15 protein-coding genes, 3 tRNA genes and 2 pseudogenes are annotated in these 17,481 nt (G+C 72.6%); 6 read left to right on the forward strand and 14 right to left on the reverse strand.

Features of this window, described 5'->3' with window-relative positions; translation table 11 throughout:
• Positions 1-40 precede the first annotated feature (40 nt).
• The 8 genes and pseudogenes from ACLJTM_RS00855 to ACLJTM_RS00890 form a co-directional block, all read right to left on the reverse strand.
• Entirely contained in the window at positions 41-439 is a 399-nt protein-coding gene (locus ACLJTM_RS00855) for a DUF3291 domain-containing protein (RefSeq protein WP_411101380.1), read from the reverse strand.
• A gap of 162 nt (positions 440-601) precedes the next feature.
• The gene (locus tag ACLJTM_RS00860) at positions 602-2,038 is read right to left on the reverse strand and encodes a DHA2 family efflux MFS transporter permease subunit (RefSeq protein ID WP_411101381.1); all 1,437 of its coding nucleotides are present in this window, start codon (positions 2,036-2,038) and stop codon (positions 602-604) included.
• A 343-nt stretch (positions 2,039-2,381) separates the two neighbouring features.
• Positions 2,382-2,915, reverse strand: a pseudogene (locus ACLJTM_RS00865) (TetR/AcrR family transcriptional regulator); the annotation flags it as partial.
• 2,028 nt (positions 2,916-4,943) lie between these two features.
• On the reverse strand, positions 4,944-5,372 hold the full coding sequence (locus ACLJTM_RS00870; protein ID WP_411101382.1) for a MaoC family dehydratase: 429 nt from the start codon (positions 5,370-5,372) through the stop codon (positions 4,944-4,946).
• A gap of 1 nt (position 5,373) precedes the next feature.
• Positions 5,374-5,826: a MaoC family dehydratase N-terminal domain-containing protein gene (locus ACLJTM_RS00875; protein WP_411101383.1), complete on the reverse strand. Its 453-nt coding sequence runs from the start codon at positions 5,824-5,826 to the stop codon at positions 5,374-5,376.
• Between the two features lie 248 nt (positions 5,827-6,074).
• Positions 6,075-6,239, reverse strand: a complete 165-nt coding sequence (gene rpmG, locus ACLJTM_RS00880) for a 50S ribosomal protein L33 (RefSeq protein ID WP_006604855.1) — start codon at positions 6,237-6,239, stop codon at positions 6,075-6,077.
• Between the two features lie 88 nt (positions 6,240-6,327).
• Positions 6,328-6,400, reverse strand: a tRNA-Met gene (locus ACLJTM_RS00885).
• A gap of 48 nt (positions 6,401-6,448) precedes the next feature.
• Positions 6,449-6,521, reverse strand: a tRNA-Thr gene (locus ACLJTM_RS00890).
• A 401-nt stretch (positions 6,522-6,922) separates the two neighbouring features.
• On the opposite strand from ACLJTM_RS00890, the gene ACLJTM_RS00895 reads away from it, so the two are divergent.
• Positions 6,923-8,203, forward strand: coding sequence for an amidohydrolase family protein (locus ACLJTM_RS00895; RefSeq protein WP_411101384.1), 1,281 nt, complete (start codon positions 6,923-6,925; stop codon positions 8,201-8,203).
• A gap of 53 nt (positions 8,204-8,256) precedes the next feature.
• Positions 8,257-8,913, forward strand: a complete 657-nt coding sequence (locus tag ACLJTM_RS00900) for an SDR family oxidoreductase (RefSeq protein WP_411101385.1) — start codon at positions 8,257-8,259, stop codon at positions 8,911-8,913.
• A 109-nt stretch (positions 8,914-9,022) separates the two neighbouring features.
• Here ACLJTM_RS00900 and ACLJTM_RS00905 read toward each other — a convergent pair whose 3' ends face one another.
• Together ACLJTM_RS00905 and ACLJTM_RS00910 are read right to left on the reverse strand one after the other, a co-directional pair.
• Positions 9,023-9,463 (reverse strand): DUF3574 domain-containing protein, encoded by a 441-nt coding sequence (locus ACLJTM_RS00905; protein WP_411101386.1) that lies wholly within the window; start codon positions 9,461-9,463, stop codon positions 9,023-9,025.
• 212 nt (positions 9,464-9,675) lie between these two features.
• Positions 9,676-9,757: transfer RNA gene (locus ACLJTM_RS00910), tRNA-Tyr, on the reverse strand.
• Positions 9,758-9,956: 199 nt separating this feature from the next.
• On the opposite strand from ACLJTM_RS00910, the gene ACLJTM_RS00915 reads away from it, so the two are divergent.
• The 4 genes and pseudogenes from ACLJTM_RS00915 to ACLJTM_RS00930 all read left to right on the forward strand — a co-directional run bounded on the left by ACLJTM_RS00915 (position 9,957) and on the right by ACLJTM_RS00930 (position 12,842).
• Positions 9,957-10,445: a YajQ family cyclic di-GMP-binding protein gene (locus ACLJTM_RS00915; protein WP_031146023.1), complete on the forward strand. Its 489-nt coding sequence runs from the start codon at positions 9,957-9,959 to the stop codon at positions 10,443-10,445.
• Positions 10,446-10,521: 76 nt separating this feature from the next.
• Positions 10,522-10,656, forward strand: coding sequence for a hypothetical protein (locus ACLJTM_RS00920; RefSeq protein ID WP_411101387.1), 135 nt, complete (start codon positions 10,522-10,524; stop codon positions 10,654-10,656).
• A gap of 97 nt (positions 10,657-10,753) precedes the next feature.
• Positions 10,754-12,029, forward strand: a pseudogene (locus ACLJTM_RS00925) (APC family permease).
• A gap of 246 nt (positions 12,030-12,275) precedes the next feature.
• Positions 12,276-12,842: a hypothetical protein gene (locus ACLJTM_RS00930; RefSeq protein WP_411101388.1), complete on the forward strand. Its 567-nt coding sequence runs from the start codon at positions 12,276-12,278 to the stop codon at positions 12,840-12,842.
• Between the two features lie 61 nt (positions 12,843-12,903).
• Here the strand turns inward: ACLJTM_RS00930 and ACLJTM_RS00935 are convergent, their stop codons facing one another.
• From ACLJTM_RS00935 to ACLJTM_RS00950, 4 genes are all read right to left on the reverse strand, one after another.
• Positions 12,904-13,296, reverse strand: a complete 393-nt coding sequence (locus ACLJTM_RS00935) for a YccF domain-containing protein (RefSeq protein ID WP_411101389.1) — start codon at positions 13,294-13,296, stop codon at positions 12,904-12,906.
• Positions 13,293-14,156 carry a zinc metalloprotease HtpX gene (htpX, locus tag ACLJTM_RS00940; RefSeq protein WP_411101390.1) on the reverse strand — a complete coding sequence of 288 codons (864 nt, stop codon included), beginning with the start codon at positions 14,154-14,156 and terminating at the stop codon, positions 13,293-13,295. Before htpX ends, ACLJTM_RS00935 begins: the two co-directional genes overlap by 4 nt.
• A gap of 210 nt (positions 14,157-14,366) precedes the next feature.
• Positions 14,367-15,902, reverse strand: a complete 1,536-nt coding sequence (locus ACLJTM_RS00945) for an NADH-quinone oxidoreductase subunit N (protein WP_411101391.1) — start codon at positions 15,900-15,902, stop codon at positions 14,367-14,369.
• Positions 15,899-17,452 (reverse strand): complex I subunit 4 family protein, encoded by a 1,554-nt coding sequence (locus ACLJTM_RS00950; RefSeq protein WP_411102234.1) that lies wholly within the window; start codon positions 17,450-17,452, stop codon positions 15,899-15,901. The genes ACLJTM_RS00945 and ACLJTM_RS00950 overlap by 4 nt, the downstream gene beginning before the upstream one ends.
• Positions 17,453-17,481 lie beyond the last annotated feature (29 nt).

The following is a 17,481-nucleotide window of genomic DNA, read 5'->3' on the forward strand; positions in this document are numbered from 1 at the left end:
GTCCGTACCCCGCGCATCCCTGCGGGGCACGGGCCGCGGCTCAGGACGCGGCCCCCTGTTCGGCCAGCCGGCGCTCCGCCTCGTCCCAGCGGACCGGGAGTCCGGCGGCCGGCACGGTCCAGAAGGTGAAGGCCGACTCCTTCATGTACGCGGCCGCCGCGCGGGAACCGGACCGGTGCGGCTCGCTGCGGGCGAAGCGGTACAGCGCGTCGCGGTCCTCCCAGGCCGAAAGGGTGAGGAAGGTCCGGCCCAGCACGCGGGCGCGCAGCGCGACGCCGTGGGCGCCGGGCGCCCTGCGGATCTGGAGGACGATGCCCGGGGCCTTGAGGAAGAACCTGACCGCTCCGGCGAGGGTGGCCGTCTCGAAGCGGGAGGCCATGACGTAGACCTCGGCGCCGGGAGCGGCCGGCGTGGGCGTGAACCAGGGGATGTCGGGCATGGCGAACTCCTTGCTGGACTGGGCCGGACTGGACTGGACTGGACCGGACTGGACTGGGCTGGGCCGCGCCGGGCCGGGCCGGACTGGACTGGACGGTCCGCGGGCCTCTGGGGGCCTCTGGGCCTCTCGGCCTACAGGTCAGCGGGTCAGCGGGTCAGCGGGTCAGCGGGTGGCGGGGACCTTGCGCGCCGGTACGGGTGCCGTGCCGGCGGGAGCGGCCGGCGCCGCCGTGCCCTTGCGGGGCAGCAGCAGGGCGAGCCCGGCGGCCACGGCGACGGCGACCGCGCCGATCCACAGGGCGGGGACGGTGCCGTTGGTGAAGGCCTGCGGGGACTCGTAGCCACCCTGGGCGGAGAAGACGGAGGCCAGGACGGCGACACCGAGGGCTCCGCCGACCTCCCGCATGGCGTTGTTCGTCCCGGAGGCCTTGCCCTGGTCGGCGGGGGCGACCGTGGACATCAGGGCATTGGAGGCCGGGGCGAAGTACAGGCCCATGCCGACGCCACTGATGACCAGCGGCGCCAACTGGGCGGCGTACGAGACGTCCGCGCTCAGGATCACGGCGAACCAGCCGAGGCCCAGCGCCTGCAGGGCGAGCCCGGCGGCGACGACGGGGCGGCCGCCGATCCGGTCGGAGAGGATCCCGGCGATCGGGGCGACGATCATCGGCATGCCCGTCCAGGGCAGCATCCGCAGCCCGGCCTCGGTGGGCGAGTAGCCGGCGACTCCCTGGAGGAACTGGCTGAGCAGGAAGATCGAGCCGAACATCCCGAGGAACATCAGCAGGCTCGCCAGGTTGATGCCGAGGAAGCCCCGGTCACGGAAGAGCCGCATCGGGAGCATGGGATGGGGATGGGTGAAGCCGTGCCGCACGAACCCGGCGACCAGGACGCTGCCGGCGATCAGCCCGGTCAGTACGGGAGCACTGGTCCAACCCTCGGCGTTGGCGTTGACCAGGGCGTAGACGATCCCGAAGAGGCCTCCGCTGATCAGCAGGGTGCCAGGGATGTCCAGCCGCGCACCGGGGACGGTGGACTCGGCGAGGCGCAGGCGGGCCAAAGGGATCAGCGCGAGGCCTATCGGCACGTTGAGCCAGAAGATCCACTGCCAGGAGATGTGCTCGGTGAGGCTGCCGCCGATCAGCGGACCGCTGGCGACGGCGAGACCGGTGACGGCCCCGTAGATGCCGAGGGCCATCCCGCGCCGGGCCGCCGGGACGGCGGCGGTCAGCAGGGTGAGGGTGAGCGGCATCATCACCGCGGCGCCGACGCCCTGCACGGCGCGGGCGGCGATGAGCGCATCGATGCCGGGCGAGAGCGCTGCTGCGGCGGAGGCCCCCGTGAACACGGCGAGCCCGGCTATGAACAGCCGCCGCCGCGCGAAGCGGTCACCGAGTGCGGCGCCGAACATGAGGAGGACGGCGAAGGTGAGCGTGTAGGCGTTCACCGTCCACTCCAGGTCCTCCAGCTTGCCGCCGAGGTCCTCGCGAATGGCGGGCAGGGCGGTGGTGACGACGAGGTTGTCGAGCGCGGCCATGAAACTGGCCACGCCGGTGAGCACGAGCGCCCACACCGCGGGCCCGCGAAGCCTGGTGTCCATGTCTCGGGCGTGGGTGGTCATGACTCCCCCTACAGATGGTTAGTTATTGATGACTAACTTGGATGGACAGCAAAACCCGCCAAGCACCCAACACCCCGGCAATCTCCGGCAACACTCGGCAACACTCGGCAACCTCCGGCAACCCCCGGCCGACGGATCACCCGCGCCCGTCGTCCGCGCCTGGGGCGGAGGTGGTGGTGGGGGTGGATGGGGATGTGGATGCGGAGGTGGAGCTGGAGGTGGAGGGAGGGCTGCCGGTGGAGAACGCCGTGGAGGCGGGAAGGGAAGGGCGGGTACGGACTCCAGCGGAGCCCTGATCACCGGGCCGGGGTTCGATCACCGTGAAACAGCCTTGCCAGACCCGGTGGTCGGGCGGAAAGCCCATGGCGGCGAGGGTGTTGATCAGCATTCCGTACGCCATGAAGGTCGTCGTGGCGTCCACGTCTCCCGCGAGGGGGACGAGGACGGTGTCCCAGAGCTCCATCCAGGCGGCCCGGACCAGCTCGCCGAACTCCGGCTCCCCGGCCGCTTCGGCAGCGGCCACGGTCACGTAGGTCTGCAGCTGCATCTGCAGCTTGTCGGGGTGGTCGGCGATCAGCTGGATGTACGCCTCGCCCATGACCTTGAAGGGGTCCTCCCCCTGCGAGGCCTTCGCGGCGTCCTGGAACACGAGCCGGATGTCTTCCATGCACCGGACGACGGCGGCGAGGAAGATCGCCTGCTTGTTGGGGAAGAGCCGGAACAGATAAGGCTGCGAGACCCCCACCCGCTTGGCGATCGCCTCGGTGGAGGTCCCGTAATAACCCCCGCGAGCAAACTCCTGCATCGCCGCCCGAATGACGCTCTCACGCCGCTCATCTGCGCTCATCCTGACCATGGGACTAAGTTAGTGCTCAATCACTAACTTGGTCAAGGGGGTAGGGGCGAGGCAGGGCGGGGGCCGGGGCGCCCGCGGGGCGGGGCGCCCGCGGGGCGGGGCGCTGAAGGGGCGGGGCGCTGGAGGGGCGGGGCGTTGGAGGGGCGGGGGCGCTGAAGGGGCGGGCGGGGGCTTCGGGGGCTTTGTGGCGGTGGGGCGGTGTCGGTGGGGCGGGGCGGGGGCTTCGGGGGGGCTCTGTGCCGCCTGGGCGGTGTCAGGGTGGTGTGGGGGTTTCCCGTCAGTCCCAGGGTCCTTCCGGGTCGGGCCGTCCCCTCAAGGGCGCTCCTTCGTCGCGTCGCTACGCGATGGCCTGCGGCCACCCTTGACCGGCCGTCCCGCCCCGGAAAGACAAGGACTGTCGGGAACCCCCCAAAAGGACGCTCACCGGGGACCACTCCAGGGACAGGGCGGCCAGCGATGGGCGGGAGGTCGGGGGACGCATCAGACCATGCCCCCTGCCACTCGGCATAGCGTCTGCACCCCGCCCGTGGCCGTACATAAGCCGCAGACTCCCCGGTGCCCCCTGCCACTCGGCTTGGCGACTGCCACCCGCCTGTGGCCGTACATAGGCCGCCCACGGTCCGGTGCCCTCCGGCGCCCGGCTTGGCGGCCGCCGGTCATCTGTGGCTGGGCATAGGCGCCCACGGTCCGGTGCCCTCCGGCTCCCGGTTTGGCGACTGCCGGTTGTCTGGGGTTGGGCATAGGCCGCCCATGGTCCACTGCCCTCCGGCGCCCGGCTTGGCGGCCGCCGGTCGCCGGTCACCGGTCGCCGGTCGCCTCAGGCTGGGCAGAGGCCGCAGGCTCTCCGGTGCCCTCCGTCTCCTGGCTTGGCGGCCGCCGGTCATCTGGGGTTGGACAGAGGCCGCAAGCCCTGGGGGGGTGGTTGCGGCGATCGGGCGGCGTTCGGGCGGCGAGCGGATCGATGTGGAAGGTGAACAAGCCGCCTTCCGGCGGCCGTAGGGGCCGTGAACGGCCATCGGCCGTTGCGGGAGGGGGCCTTGGGGCTCGATTAGGCGCCCGAAGGGCCGCATCGGGGGTCGAAGGTGCTCTGACGGAGTCAGAGGCCACTTCGCTCGCTGTCACACTCCGGCAAGACACCATCCACGCCCAGACCGGCACCCAAAAGGGATAAATGAGCGGAGGTGGCTCCCCTGGGTCGCGAGCGGCCTGTGCCCACCCCCGGACGGCTCGCAGACGCCTGCGGCGGGGAGCACACCCCGCCTACGGCGGCTCATGTCCAGCCACAGGCGGATGGCAGCCGCCAAACCGAGCAGCAGAGGGCAGCGGAGACTCTGCGGCCTATGTCCAGCCGCAGGCGACCGGCGGCCGCCAAGCCGGGCGCCGGAGGGCAGTGGACAGTGGGCGGCCTATGCCCAGCCACCGGCGACCGGCTGCCGCCAAGCCGAGTGGTAGGGGGCAGCGGGGAGTCTGCGGTTTATGCCCAACCCCAGGCGACCGGCAGTCGCCAAGCCGGGCGCCGGAGGGCAGTGGACGGTGGGCGGTCTATGCCCAACCCCAGGCGACCGGCAGTCGCCAAGCCGGGCGACGGAGGGCACCGGACAGTGGGCGGCCTATGTACGGCCACAGGCGGGTGGCAGTCGCCGAGCCGAGTGGCAGGGGGCAGCGGAGAGTCTGCGGCCTATGTACGGCCACAGACGGGCGGCGGCCGCTATGCCGAGCCGTAGGGGTCATGGTCTGATGCGGCCCCCGACTCGGCCGCCCATCGCTGGCCGGCCCGAATGTTGACCGGTCCCCGGTGAGCGTCCTTTTGGGGGGTTCCCGACAGTCCTTGTCTTTCCGGGGCGGGACGGCCGGTCAAGGGTGGCCGCAGGCCATCGCGTAGCGACGCGACGAAGGAGCGCCCTTGAGGGGACGGCCCGACCCGGAAGGACCCTGGGACTGACGGGAAACCCCCACACCACCCTGATACCGCCCAGGCACCGCAGAGCCCCCCGAAGCCCCCGCCCGGCCAAGCCGCCCCCGCCGGTCTCAGCTCAGTTCGACGACCGCCCGGGACATGCCCAGTACCTTCTGGCCCGCGCTCATGGCCGTCAGGTCGACCCGTACGCGGTTGTCGTCCAGCTTGGCCGCCACCTTGGCCGTGACCTCGATCAGGCCGCCGCGGTCGTCGTTCGGGACCACCACCGGCTTGGTGAAGCGGACGCCGTACTCGACCACCGCGCCCGGGTCGCCGACCCAGTCGGTGACCACGCGGATCGCCTCGGCCATGGTGAACATGCCGTGGGCGATGACGTCCGGCAGGCCCACCTCTTTGGCGAACTTCTCGTTCCAGTGGATCGGGTTGAAGTCGCCCGAGGCGCCCGCGTACTGGACGAGCGTGGCGCGCGTCACCGGGAAGGAGCCCGCCGGGAGCTCGGTGCCGACCTCTACGTCGGCGTACTTGATCTGCGCAGCCATGTCAGGCCTCCTCGGGGCCGCGGGAGACGAGCTTCGTCCACGCCGTCACCACGTGCTCACCGGTCTCGTCGTGGACCTCACCGCGGATGTCGATGATGTCGTTGCCCGCCATCGACTTCACGGCCTCGATCGTCGAGGCCACCGTGAGCCGGTCACCGGCGCGCACCGGGCGGGAGTAGGCGAACCGCTGGTCCCCGTGCACCACGCGGCTGTAATCCAGCCCCAACTGCGGGTCGGCGACGACCTGGCCGGCCGCCGCGAACGTGATGGCGAACACAAAAGTCGGCGGTGCGATCACGTCCAGGTGGCCGAAGGCTTTGGCGGCTTCCGGATCGGTGTAGACGGGATTTTCGTCACCCACCGCTACCGCGAATTCCCGGATCTTCTCCCGGCCGACCTCGTACGGATCGGTGGGCGGGTAGCTCCGCCCCACGAAGGACTGATCGAGCGCCATGACTCACTACCTCCTGATGAGGAACATGAAAGGACACAAAATCTGGAACAGCCGGACTGCCGGACAGCCGGACAGCCGGACAGCCGGACTGCCGGATAGCGGATACCCGGCGTGCGGCCCTACGGCCCGCAGAGCCTCCGCAGCCGCAGCCGCAATCGCCCCGCATCCGGCTGCGGAAACGACACGAGGCCGCCCCCGTTGAAGGGGACGGCCTCATGACGGAGCCTGTATACGGGACTTCGCCAGGGTCAGCGGGTCTCGCGGTGCGCGGTGTGCGAGTTGCAGCGCGGGCAGTGCTTCTTCATCTCAAGACGGTCCGGGTCGTTACGCCGGTTCTTCTTGGTGATGTAGTTCCGCTCCTTGCACTCCACGCAGGCCAGCGTGATCTTCGGGCGGACGTCGGTGGCAGCCACGTGAGTGCTCCTTGACGGAAAATGGGACGGATGAACGCATACAAGAGTAGCCGACCGGGAGACCGACCCCGCAATCGGCTACTGTGTGTAGCGGCGACCGGACTTGAACCGGTGACACAGCGATTATGAGCCGCTTGCTCTACCGACTGAGCTACGCCGCTTTGATGTGATCAACTCCCCACCCGAGGGTGGGGAACCTCTCTCACCAGAGCCCCAATGCGGAATCGAACCGCAGACCTTCTCCTTACCATGGAGACGCTCTACCGACTGAGCTATTGGGGCGAGCGATGAAGACATTACACGGTTGCCCGCCGATCGCCCAAATCCTTTGCGGGGGCAGGGCTCCGAGGTGGTTCCCGGTGCCTTCTGGATCAACCGACCGACGCCTTCCGGGCCCCTTCGCCGGCGAAATGTGTGCGGGCTCACACGACCGGGCGCACACCCGCCGGACTTAGACCCGCCGGGCTCACACCGGCCAGGCGCACACCGGCCAGGCGCAGACCGGCCAGACGCACACCCGCCGGGCGCTCACCGGTCGGGCGCAGGGGCACCACACCGGTACGACTATTGCGCTCTTCCGCGAAGCGGGGTGTGCCGCCCCCTAGGCTCTGAGCACGCTGCGTGATCTTGGGCCGCGGGCCTCGGCCGGCCCGGGACCGCCCGAGCCACCGCAGGAGCGCGTGATGTCCGACAGCCACCCGCAGCAGCCGTCCCCCTCCCCGCGCAGCGGCCGCGGCGAGAGCGGCGGCCACGGGTTCGCCCCGGAGGCCGCCACGCTGATGCTCGCCGGGGCGCGCCTGGCGGACGGCCGGGCCGTCGACGTGCGGCTCGGCGGCGGCCGGATCCAGGCCGTCGGTACGGCGGGCAGCCTGGCCGCCCCCGCGCTGTCCCGGGTGGACCTCGGCGGTTACCTGCTGCTGCCCGCCCCGGCCGAGCCCCACGCCCACGGGGACACGGCGCTGACCGCCGACGGGGAGGGGCCCGTCTCGTACACCGCGGACGAGGTCCAGCGCCGGGCCACCGAGGCGGCTCTGCTCCAGCTGGGCCACGGCGCCACCGCCGTGCGTTCGCACGTGCGGATCGGGGACGTGCACGGCCTCGGCCCCCTGGAGGCGGTGCTGCAGGCCCGTCGCTCGCTGCGCGGGCTGGCCGACCTGACGGCGGTGGCCGTCCCCCGGCTGCTGACCGGGACGGCCGGTGCGGACGGGCTGGCGATGCTGCGGGACGCCATGAAGATGGGCGCCTCCGTGATCGGCGGCTGCCCCGATCTGGACCCGGACCCGACGGGTTTCTTGGAGGCGGTCCTGGAGCTCGCGTCCGAGCACGGCTGCCCTGTGGATCTGCATACGGACGGGGACGATCCGGGCCGGTTGTCGCGTCTGGCGGCGATGGCGGGCGGGCTGCGGCCCGGGGTGACCATCGGTCCCTGCGGGGGGCTGTCCCGGCTGCCGCTGGACGTCGCGGCGCGCGCCGCCGAGCAGCTCGCCGCGGCGGGCGTGGGGGTGACCTGTCTGCCGCAGGGCGACTGTGCGGCCCTGGAGCGCCGCGGTCTGCGTACGGCGCCCGTACGGCTGCTGCGGGCGGCGGGGGTGCGGGTCTGCGCCGGGAGCGGCGCTCTGCGGGACGCCGGGAACCCGGTGGGCCGCGGTGATCCGCTGGAGGCGGCGTACCTGCTGGCCTCCCAGGGCGGTCTGCGGGCTGGTGAGGCGTACGACGCGGTGAGTGCGGCGGCCCGTGAGGCGATGGGTCTGCCGGAGGTGCGGGTGGAGGCCGGGTTCCCGGCGGAGCTGCTCGCGGTGCGCGGGGACCGGATCGCGGGGGTGCTGTCCCTGGCGTACAGCCGGATCGTGATCCACCGGGGCCGTGTCGTAGCCAGGACGAGTGCCGTACGTGAGTACTGCGACTCGGCGGTGGCGGTGGCTCTGGACCTGCCCCGCCAGGGCCGTACGGAGGCGGGGCCCTGAAAGGCGCCGGCCGTTCGCGGGCGGGGGCGCCCGGCTCGTCGTACGGTCGGTTCATGCGCATCGTCATCGCGGGTGGACACGGTCGGATCGCGTTGCGGCTGGAGCGCCTGCTCGCCGCGCGCGGGTACGAGGTCGCGGGCATCGTCCGTGACCCGGAGCAGGGCGACGACCTCCGGGAGGCGGGCGCCGAGCCCGTGCTGTGTGATCTCGAATCGGCCTCGGTGGAGCACGTGGCGGGCATCCTTCACGGGGCGGACGTGGCGGTCTTCGCGGCCGGTGCGGGGCCCGGCAGCGGGGTGGAGCGCAAGGACACGGTGGACCGGGGGGCGGCGGTGCTGTTCTCCGACGCCGCGGAACGGGCGCGCGTGCGGCGTTTCCTGATGGTGTCTTCGATGGGCGCGGACGCCCGGCACCAGGGGGACGAGGTCTTCGACCACTACCTGCGGGCCAAGGGGGAGGCGGACGACCACGTCCGTACCCGGCTGGGCCTGGAGTGGACGGTGGTGCGGCCGGGCGCGCTGACGGAGGACGCGGGCAAGGGCCTGGTCCGTCTGGAGGCGCACACGGGCCGCGGTTCGGTTCCCTTGGACGATGTGGCGGCGGTGCTGGCGGAGCTGGTCGACACGCCGGCGACGGCGGGCCTGACCCTGGAGCTGGTGTCCGGGTCGACTCCGGTGTCGGTGGCCGTGAAGGACATGGCGGGCAACTGACGGCCGGCCGGCGGGGCGTGGCCCGGCTGCCGGCGCGCGGCCCGGCCGCCGGCGGCGCGCGGCCCGGCTGCCCGGCGGCGGGCGGCCCGGCTGCCCGGCGGGCCGCGGGTCAGAAGCCGGCGGTCACCTTGTCGTCGGAGCGGGCCACGGAGTCCTGCTGGTAGCGGTCTTCGTAGGTCTGCCGGATGCGTTCGATGCGGGCGCTGCGCTCGTCGGCCTCCTTCTCCGGGTAGAGGAGCACCACCTCGTAGGAGGTCTCGCGGACACTCGTCCCGTCCTTGCCGCGCCACTGGCCGTACCCGTCGTGGACGGTCAGTCCTTCCGGGAAGGCGGGGGTGATGTCCTTGGCGAGGAAGCGCATGAACTCGTGCTTGTCGACGGCGCTTCCGCCGCCTTGCCGTTCCGTGCCGAAGTAGAGCCGGGTCTCCCGGTGGGGCTCCCCCGCCTCGGGGTGGAGCGCCGCCCCGACCAGGGCCGGAATTCCGGCGCCGAGCAGGGCGAGCAGGACTCCGCCCCCGACCTTCCCCCGCGTGTCAGATGTCCATTTCACGCCGGGTGAACGAACGGGGGCCGGTGACGATGCGGCCGTCGCGGCCGCGGCCGTCGAACGGGCGAGCGCCGGAACGCGAACGGGTGCGTGCGCGGGGCCCCGTCCCTCCGGCGCGTCCGTCCGGCGCGTCCGTCCGGCACGTCCGTCCGGTGCGGGAACGAGAAAACCCCCGTTCGCTGCGTTTCCGCAGATGAACGGGGGTTCCACTCGCGTGGCGGCGCCAGGGTTCGAACCTGGGTAGGCTGAGCCGGCAGATTTACAGTCTGCTCCCTTTGGCCACTCGGGCACACCGCCAAGAGATGTTGCCGTCTTTCCGCCTTGCGGCGGCGCTCCGTGGCAACGACGTAAACAATACCCGATGGCCGGGGGTGCTTCGCCACCGGATTGATCAGCACCGCGGGCGGGCGCGGTGGCTAGGCTTTGCGGAGCGGTCCGGGCCCGTCCGGCCGCGCCCCCCGGGGGTTTCACCACCGACTTCAAGGAGCCACAGCACATGGCCGACTCCAGTTTCGACATCGTCTCGAAGGTCGAGCGGCAGGAGGTCGACAACGCCCTCAACCAGGCCGCGAAGGAGCTCTCGCAGCGTTACGACTTCAAGGGCACGGGCGCCACGATCGCCTGGTCCGGCGAGAAGATCCTGATGGAGGCGAACTCCGAGGAGCGCGTCAAGGCGGTCCTCGACGTGTTCGAGACCAAGCTGGTGAAGCGCGGGATCTCGCTGAAGGCGCTCGACGCCGGCGAGCCGCAGCTGTCCGGCAAGGAGTACAAGATCTTCGCGACGATCGAGGAGGGCATCTCCCAGGAGAACGCCAAGAAGGTCGCGAAGATCATCCGCGATGAGGGCCCCAAGGGCGTCAAGGCGCAGGTCCAGGGCGAGGAGCTGCGGGTGAGCTCCAAGAGCCGCGACGACCTCCAGGCCATCCAGGCACTGCTCAAGGGCAAGGACCTGGACTTCGCGATCCAGTTCGTGAACTACCGCTGACCCGGGTCTCCCGGTCCGTCCGCACGCCGGCCCGGCGGTCGTCACCGACCGCCGGGCCGCGGCGTGCGTCCGGGTCGTGGGGAACGCGCGTTTCCTGCGGCTGCCGAAGCCGAAGCTGTCGGACGCCCTGGACGCCTTGGACGCGCTGCCGCACCGGCAGCCGGTGCGGTGGGACCTGAGCGGCTGCGCCCTCTCGACCACGCCCGCCTGACCGCCATCGGGGGCTGGGAGCGCGCGCGGATGCGGGCGCCCGGTCACGAGGGCGTCATCCAGTGCGGTCTCCGCACCGGGGCGTCTACCCTCCTGGGGTGCAGGACGCAGCGGGTGGGGCGGGTGGGCTGAGGCGCACCCTGGGGGTGTCCGACGCGGTCGTCGTCGGGCTCGGCGCGATGGTGGGCGCGGGTATTTTCGCCGCGCTCGCCCCGGCGGCCCGGGCGGCGGGCGGCGCGCTGGCGGCGGCTCTGGCTGTGGCGGCGGCGGTGGCGTACTGCAATGCGCACTCCTCGGCGCGGCTCGCGGCCCGCCATCCGTCGTCGGGCGGGCGGCACCTACGTGTACGGCCGTGAGCGGCTGGGGCCCTTCTGGGGCCATCTCGCGGGCTGGGGTTTCGTGATCGGCAAGACGGCTTCGTGCGCGGCGATGGCTCTGACGGTCGGCGCGTACCTGTGGCCAGGGCAGCAGCACGCGGTGGCCGTGGCGGCGGTGGTGGCGCTGACCGCCGCCGGTTTCGGCGGGGTGCAGAAGTCCGCGCGGACCGCCCGGGTGATCGTGGCGGCGGTGCTGGCGGTGCTGGCCGCGGTGGTGGTCGCCTGCCTGTCGTCCGACGCGGCCGCGGTGGGGCGGCTCGGCGGTCCGGGCGGGGGTGCCGGCGGGCTGCTCCAGGGTGCTGCTCTGCTGTTCTTCGCCTTCGCGGGCTACGCGCGGATCACCACGCTGGGCGAGGAGGTGCGCGACCCGGAGCGGACGATCCCGCGGGCGGTGCCGCTTGCGCTGGGGATCGCGCTGCTGGTGTACGCCGCCGTGGCGGTGGCGGCGCTGTCGGTGCTGGGGGCGGACGGGCTGGCGGGGTCGTCGGCGCCGCTGGTGGATGCGGTGCGGGCGGCGGGGCGGCCCGGGTTGGCCCCGGTCGTCCGGGCGGGGGCGGCTTTGGCCGCGCTGGGTTCGCTGCTCGCGCTGGTGCTGGGTGTCTCGCGGACGGTGCTGGCGATGGCGCGGGACGGGCATCTGCCGCGGGCGCTGGCGGCTGTCCATCCGCGGCGGCAGGTGCCGCACCATGCCGAACTGGCGGTGGGTGCGGTGGTGGCGGTGCTCGCGGCCACGGCCGATCTGCGGGGCGCGATCGGCTTCTCGTCCTTCGGGGTGCTCGTGTACTACGCGATCGCGAACGCTTCCGCGTGGACCCTCGGCCCGGCGCTCAAGGGCCGGGTCGTGGCGGCGGCCGGGCTGTGCGGCTGTGTGGTGCTGGCGTGTGCGCTGCCCCTGGCCGCGGCGGGCGCGGGGGCGGCGGTGCTGGCGGCGGGGGCCGCCCTGTACGGGGTACGGGCACGGGTACGGGTACGGGGGCGGCGCAGCTCCGGGTCCTGAAGCCGCCCAGGGCGCCGGGTCCGGGCCCGCCTCCCCCCGCGGCAGCCGTCGTCGGACCCCGTCCGCAGGTACGCGTGCCGGCGGGCGGACTGACGTCCGTTCAGTCGTCCGGTCAGTCGTCCGTGGACGGGGTGGAGGCCATCGGCTCCGGCGTGGCAGGGCGACGGCTCGGGCGGGTCCGTGCACCCTGGCTGCGGCCAGGTCGCTGACCTGGGCAGGCGCGCGGGCGCCCAGTACGCTGCCGCCATGATCTCCGCTCCCCGCCCGAGGCGCGGGTCCGCCGTCGTGGCCGTCTTCGCCGTCATGGTCGTCGCCGTGGCCGCCGCTCTCGGCGTGTGGTGGTACCAGGGCCGGGCGCAGCAGGGCGAGTTCGCCTCGGCTCCGCGGCCCTGCCCGCTCGTGTCGGCGGGGACGGCGGACCGGCTGCTGGGCGGTCGGACGGAGGCGGTCGAGTCGCTGTCGTCCTGCAGTTGGGGCGGCGCCGGTCTGCGGGCCGACGCGCAGCCGGTACTGCAGGTGCAGGTGACCCGGATGACGGTGGACGAGGCGCGGGACCACTTCCGGCGGACGAAGGCCGAGCCGATGGGGAAGGCGGGGCCGATGGCCGCGGACCTGTCGGACTTCGGCGACGAGGCATTCGTACGGCCCCGGTATCCCGCCGGGGGCCGGTTCACCACCGAGGTCCATTTCCGCCGGAGCAATGTGGTGGTCGCGGTCCGGTACGCGCCGGTGGAGGGTGATGCCGACCAGGCCCGTGCGGGCGCCTACGACGCGGCGGCGGACGCGGCGGCCCGGCTGGACCGGGCGCGGTAGCCGGCCGGTGGCGGGGGCGCCGCCGGCCCGTCCGGCCCGGCGGCTTTGCGGTGTTCCCGGGTCAGCGGGAGGCGAAGGGCGCGTCCGTGGGGACGATCTCGCGGCCCAGCGGCAGCAGGGACAGCGGGACCATCTTGAAGTTGGCGATGCCGAACGGGATGCCGATGATCGTGACGCAGAGGGCGATCCCGGTGACGATGTGGCCGAGGGCCAGCCACCACCCCGCGAGGATCAGCCACAGGACGTTGCCGATGAAGGAGCCCGCGCCCGCGTCCCGGCGCTCGACCGCGGTGTAGCCGAACGGCCAGAGGGCGTAGACCGCGATGCGGAAGGCGGCGATCCCGAAGGGGATGCCGATGATGGTGATGCAGAGGATCAGGCCCGCGAGGCAGTAGCCCAGGAACAGCCAGATGCCGCTGAGGACGAGCCAGATGACGTTCAGTACGGTCTTCACGGTCGGCGGCCTGCCATCTGTTCGAGCCGGGCGATGCGCTCGGCCATCGGGGGGTGGGTCGAGAACATCCTGGACAGCCCCTGGCCGGGGCGGAAGGGGTTGGCGATCATCATGTGGCTCGCCGTCTCCAGCCGGGGTTCCGGGGGCAGGGGCAGCTGCTTGGTGCCCGCGTCGAGTTTGCGCAGGGCGCTGGCCAGGGCGAGCGGGTCCCCGGTGAGCTGGGCCCCGGAGGCGTCGGCCTCGTACTCGCGGGAGCGGCTGATGGCGAGCTGGATCACGGAGGCGGCCAGCGGGCCGAGGATCATGATGAGCAGCATGCCGAAGAGGCCGGGGCCTTCGTCGTCGTTCGAGCGGCCGACCGGGATCAGCCAGGCGAAGTTCACCAGGAACATGATCACCGAGGCGAGGGCTCCGGCGACCGACGAGATCAGGATGTCCCGGTTGTAGACGTGGCTCAGCTCATGGCCGATGACCCCGCGCAGTTCCCGTTCGTCGAGGATGCGCAGGATGCCCTCGGTGCAGCAGACGGCGGCGTTGCGCGGGTTGCGGCCGGTGGCGAAGGCGTTGGGCGCTTCGGTGGGCGAGATGTAGAGCCGGGGCATGGGCTGGCGCGCGGACGTGGAGAGCTCGCGCACGATGCGGTACAGCTCGGGGGCTTCGAATTCGCTGACGGGGCGGGCGCGCATGGCACGCAGCGCCAGCTTGTCGCTGTTCCAGTACGCGTACGCGTTCGTCCCGAGGGCGATGAGGACGGCGACGATCAGGCCGGTCCGTCCGAAGAAGCTGCCGATGACGATGATGAGTGCGGACAGGCCGCCGAGGAGTACGGCGGTCTTGAGCCCGTTGTGCCGGCGGTGCACGGTACGCCCTCCTAGTGGTGCGGCAGGGGGACCCCGTCCAGGATCGGTGGATCTGCGGGTCTACGGTCCAGTGGACGCTCCCTTCCTGGTCAACGCGAGGTGGGGGCGTCAGGTTCCCAGGGCGCGGCGGGGCCGCCGCCCCGGCGGCCGGGGGCGGGGGGCGGCGGCGGGCGTTACTCCGTACGGGTGAGGGTTGCGGGCGGTCTGCGGCTACAGCGGGAAGAGGCTGCCCGTCGCGAAGCGCAGGACCAGCTGCGGGGCGCCGGACAGGACGAGCGCCGCGGCGGCGGTGAGCGCGATGGCGGCGGTGACGGGCAAGGGGGTCGTCGTGCGGGCCGCGGCGGGAGCGTCCGCGGGCTCCGGGGTGCGGAAGAGCAGCGCGGTCCACCGCAGGTAGTAGTAGAGGGCGACGACGACGTTCACGGCCATGACCACGGCGAGCCAGCCCAGGCCGGCGTCCACGGCGGAGCGGAAGACGGTGACCTTGGCGAAGAGGCCGATGATGCCGGGCGGCAGGCCGGCCAGGCAGAGCAGGAAGAACGCCAGCGCGAGGGCGGCGAGGGGGCGCTCGGCGTACAGGCCGCGGTAGTCGGCGAGCCGGTGGAGCGGCTTCGTGCGGGCGACCAGGGCGGCCACGGAGAAGGCGCCGAGGTTCACCGCGGCGTACATGAGGGCGTAGGCGACGGTGGAGCCGATCTGGTCCCGGTCGGCGTACGCGGCGGCGGCGATCGGGACGAGGAGGTAGCCGGCCTGGCCGACCGAGGACCAGGCGAGGAGCCGTACGGCGCCGTTCGGCCGGTCGGCGGACTGGCGCAGGGCGGCGGCGTTGCCCAGGGTCATGGTGAGGGCGGCGAGGACGGCCAGCGCGGGTCCCCAGACGTCGGAGTACGCGGGGAAGGCGAGCACGGTGACGAGGATGAGGCCCGTGAAGCCGACGGCCTTGCCGATCACCGAGAGGTAGCCGGCGATGGGCAGGGGCGCGCCGACGTAGGTGTCGGGGACCCAGAAGTGGAAGGGGACGGCCGCGGTTTTGAAGGCGAAGCCGACGAGGGTGAGGGCGACCCCGGCCACGGCGAGGGTGTCGAGCTGCCCGGGGACGGTTTCGAGGCGGTCGGCGACCTGGCCGAGGTGCAGGGAGCCGGTGGCGGCGTAAACGAAGCTGACGCCCATCAGCGACACGGCGGTGGCGGTGACGGAGGACAGGAAGAACTTGAGGGCGGCTTCGGAGGAGAGCCGGTCGCCGCGGCGCAGGCCGACGAGGGCGAAGGCCGGCAGCGAGGCCACTTCGAGGGCGACGATCAGGGTGGCGAGGTCGCGGGAGGCGGGCAGCAGGGCTGCGCCGGCGGCGGAGGACAGCAGCAGGAACCAGAACTCGCCGGCGGGCAACCGGGCGTCGCGGACGGCGGTGACCGACAGCAGGGCGGTGACGAGCGCACCGGCGAGGACCAGGAACTGGACGAGGAGCGCGAAGTGGTCGGCGGTGTAGCTGCAGGCGGCCGGGTCGGTGGTGAGGCAGAAGGTGGCGCGGTCGCCGGCGCGCAGCGGCAGGAGCAGGGCGGTCGCGGCGGCGAGGCCGGCGACGGAGATCCAGCCGAGGACGGGTTTGCGGTGCTCGGGCAGGAAGAGGTCGGCGACCAGGACGAGCAGGCCGACGGCGGCGGTGAGGACCACGGGCGCGAGGGCGAGCCAGTCGACGGACTGGACGAGGCTGGGGGTCTCGGCGGCGAGGACCGCGAGGGCCGTCATGCGTTGCCTCCTGCGAGGAGCTTCTGGACGGCCGGGTCGGTGAGGCCGAGGAGGACCGCGGGCCACAGGCCGGCGAGGACGGTGAGGGCGGCGAGCGGGGTCCAGGCGGCGAACTCGTAGCGCTGGACGTCGGCGACGGTGAGCTCGGGGCCGGCCTTCGGGTCGCCCATGCAGATGCGCCGCACGACGATCAGGAGGTAGGCGGCGGTGAGCAGGGTGCCGAAGGCGCCGACGGCCGTGTAGGTGAGGAACGCGGGCCGGGACAGGCCTTCGGCGGGGTCGAAGGAGCCGAACAGGGCCAGCATCTCGCCCCAGAACCCGGCCAGGCCGGGCAGTCCGAGGGAGGCGACCGCGGCGAAGGCCAGGAGGGCGCCGAGGCGGGGGGCGCGGCCGTAGAGGGCGGCGCCGGTGGCTCCGGCGAGGGTGTCGAGGTCGGCGGTCCCGTAGCGGTCCTTGAGGGCCCCGACGAGGAAGAAGAGGAGGCCGGTGATCAGGCCGTGGGCGATGTTGGCGAAGAGTGCGCCGTTGACCCCGGTGGGGGTCATCGAGGCGATGCCGAGGAGCACGAAGCCCATGTGGCCGACGGAGGAGTAGGCGATGAGGCGCTTGAGGTCGCCCTTGCTGCCCTTGCGGGCCAGGGCGAGGCAGGCGAGGGACCCGTAGATGATGCCGACGGCCGCGAAGGCGCCCAGGTACGGGGCGAAGGTGTGCATGCCGCCGGGGGTGACGGGGAGCAGGATGCGGACGAACCCGTACGTGCCCATCTTGAGCAGGACGCCGGCCAGCAGGACGGATCCGACGGTGGGCGCGGCGGTGTGGGCGTCGGGCAGCCAGCTGTGCAGCGGCCACATCGGGGTCTTCACGGCGAGGCCGAGGCCGATGGCGAGGACGGCCAGGACCTGGGTGGTGTGGGACAGTCCGCGGCCGCCGTCGGAGGCGAGGGCCACCATGTCGAAGGTGCCGCCGTCCAGGCCGATGAGCAGCAGGCCGAGCAGCATGACGACGGAGCCGAGGAGGGTGTAGAGGATGAACTTCCAGGCGGCGGCCTGCCTTTGGGCGCCGCCCCAGCGGGCGATGAGGAAGTACATCGGGATGAGGACCATCTCGAAGGCGAGGAAGAACAGCAGCAGGTCGAGGACGGCGAAGGTCGCGAGGGTGCCGGACTCCAGGACGAGCAGCAGGGCGACGAAGGCCTTCGGGGAGGGTCCGGCGGGCAGCTTGAAGTAGCTGTAGAGCGCGCAGAGGAAGAACAGCAGCGCGGTCATCAGGAGCAGGGGGAGCGAGATGCCGTCGATGCCGAGGTGGATGCGGACGTCCAGCGCCGGGATCCAGCTGATGTCCGTCGTCGCCTGGAACCGGGACGGGGCGTCGTGGTCGAAGCCCACGGCGAGGGCGACGGCCGCGGCGAGGACGACTCCGGTCACGGTCACCCCGTGGCGCAGTACGGCCTGTTCGGGACTGCGGCCCTTCAGGCCGGGCGGCGGCGGCAGCAGGGCCGCGGCGGCGCCGAGGAGCGGTGCGGCCACGACGAACGCCAGGAGGAACTGCATCACGGACGGGCTGATATCAATCACGGCTG

The organism is Streptomyces sp. cmx-4-9, from assembly GCF_046548835.1.
Taxonomy (GTDB): domain Bacteria; phylum Actinomycetota; class Actinomycetes; order Streptomycetales; family Streptomycetaceae; genus Streptomyces.

Excerpts from the sequence above, each read along its gene's own strand:
- ACLJTM_RS00855 (WP_411101380.1), bottom strand. The coding sequence starts at position 439 with ATGCCCGACATCCCCTGGTTCACGCCCACGCCGGCCGCTCCCGGCGCC.
- ACLJTM_RS00860 (WP_411101381.1), bottom strand. The coding sequence starts at position 2,038 with ATGGACACCAGGCTTCGCGGGCCCGCGGTGTGGGCGCTCGTGCTCACC.
- ACLJTM_RS00870 (WP_411101382.1), bottom strand. The coding sequence starts at position 5,372 with ATGGCTGCGCAGATCAAGTACGCCGACGTAGAGGTCGGCACCGAGCTC.
- ACLJTM_RS00875 (WP_411101383.1), bottom strand. The coding sequence starts at position 5,826 with ATGGCGCTCGATCAGTCCTTCGTGGGGCGGAGCTACCCGCCCACCGAT.
- ACLJTM_RS00895 (WP_411101384.1), top strand. The coding sequence starts at position 6,923 with ATGTCCGACAGCCACCCGCAGCAGCCGTCCCCCTCCCCGCGCAGCGGC.
- ACLJTM_RS00900 (WP_411101385.1), top strand. The coding sequence starts at position 8,257 with ATGCGCATCGTCATCGCGGGTGGACACGGTCGGATCGCGTTGCGGCTG.
- ACLJTM_RS00915 (WP_031146023.1), top strand. The coding sequence starts at position 9,957 with ATGGCCGACTCCAGTTTCGACATCGTCTCGAAGGTCGAGCGGCAGGAG.
- ACLJTM_RS00930 (WP_411101388.1), top strand. The coding sequence starts at position 12,276 with ATGATCTCCGCTCCCCGCCCGAGGCGCGGGTCCGCCGTCGTGGCCGTC.
- ACLJTM_RS00945 (WP_411101391.1), bottom strand. The coding sequence starts at position 15,902 with ATGACGGCCCTCGCGGTCCTCGCCGCCGAGACCCCCAGCCTCGTCCAG.
- ACLJTM_RS00950 (WP_411102234.1), bottom strand. The coding sequence starts at position 17,452 with ATGCAGTTCCTCCTGGCGTTCGTCGTGGCCGCACCGCTCCTCGGCGCC.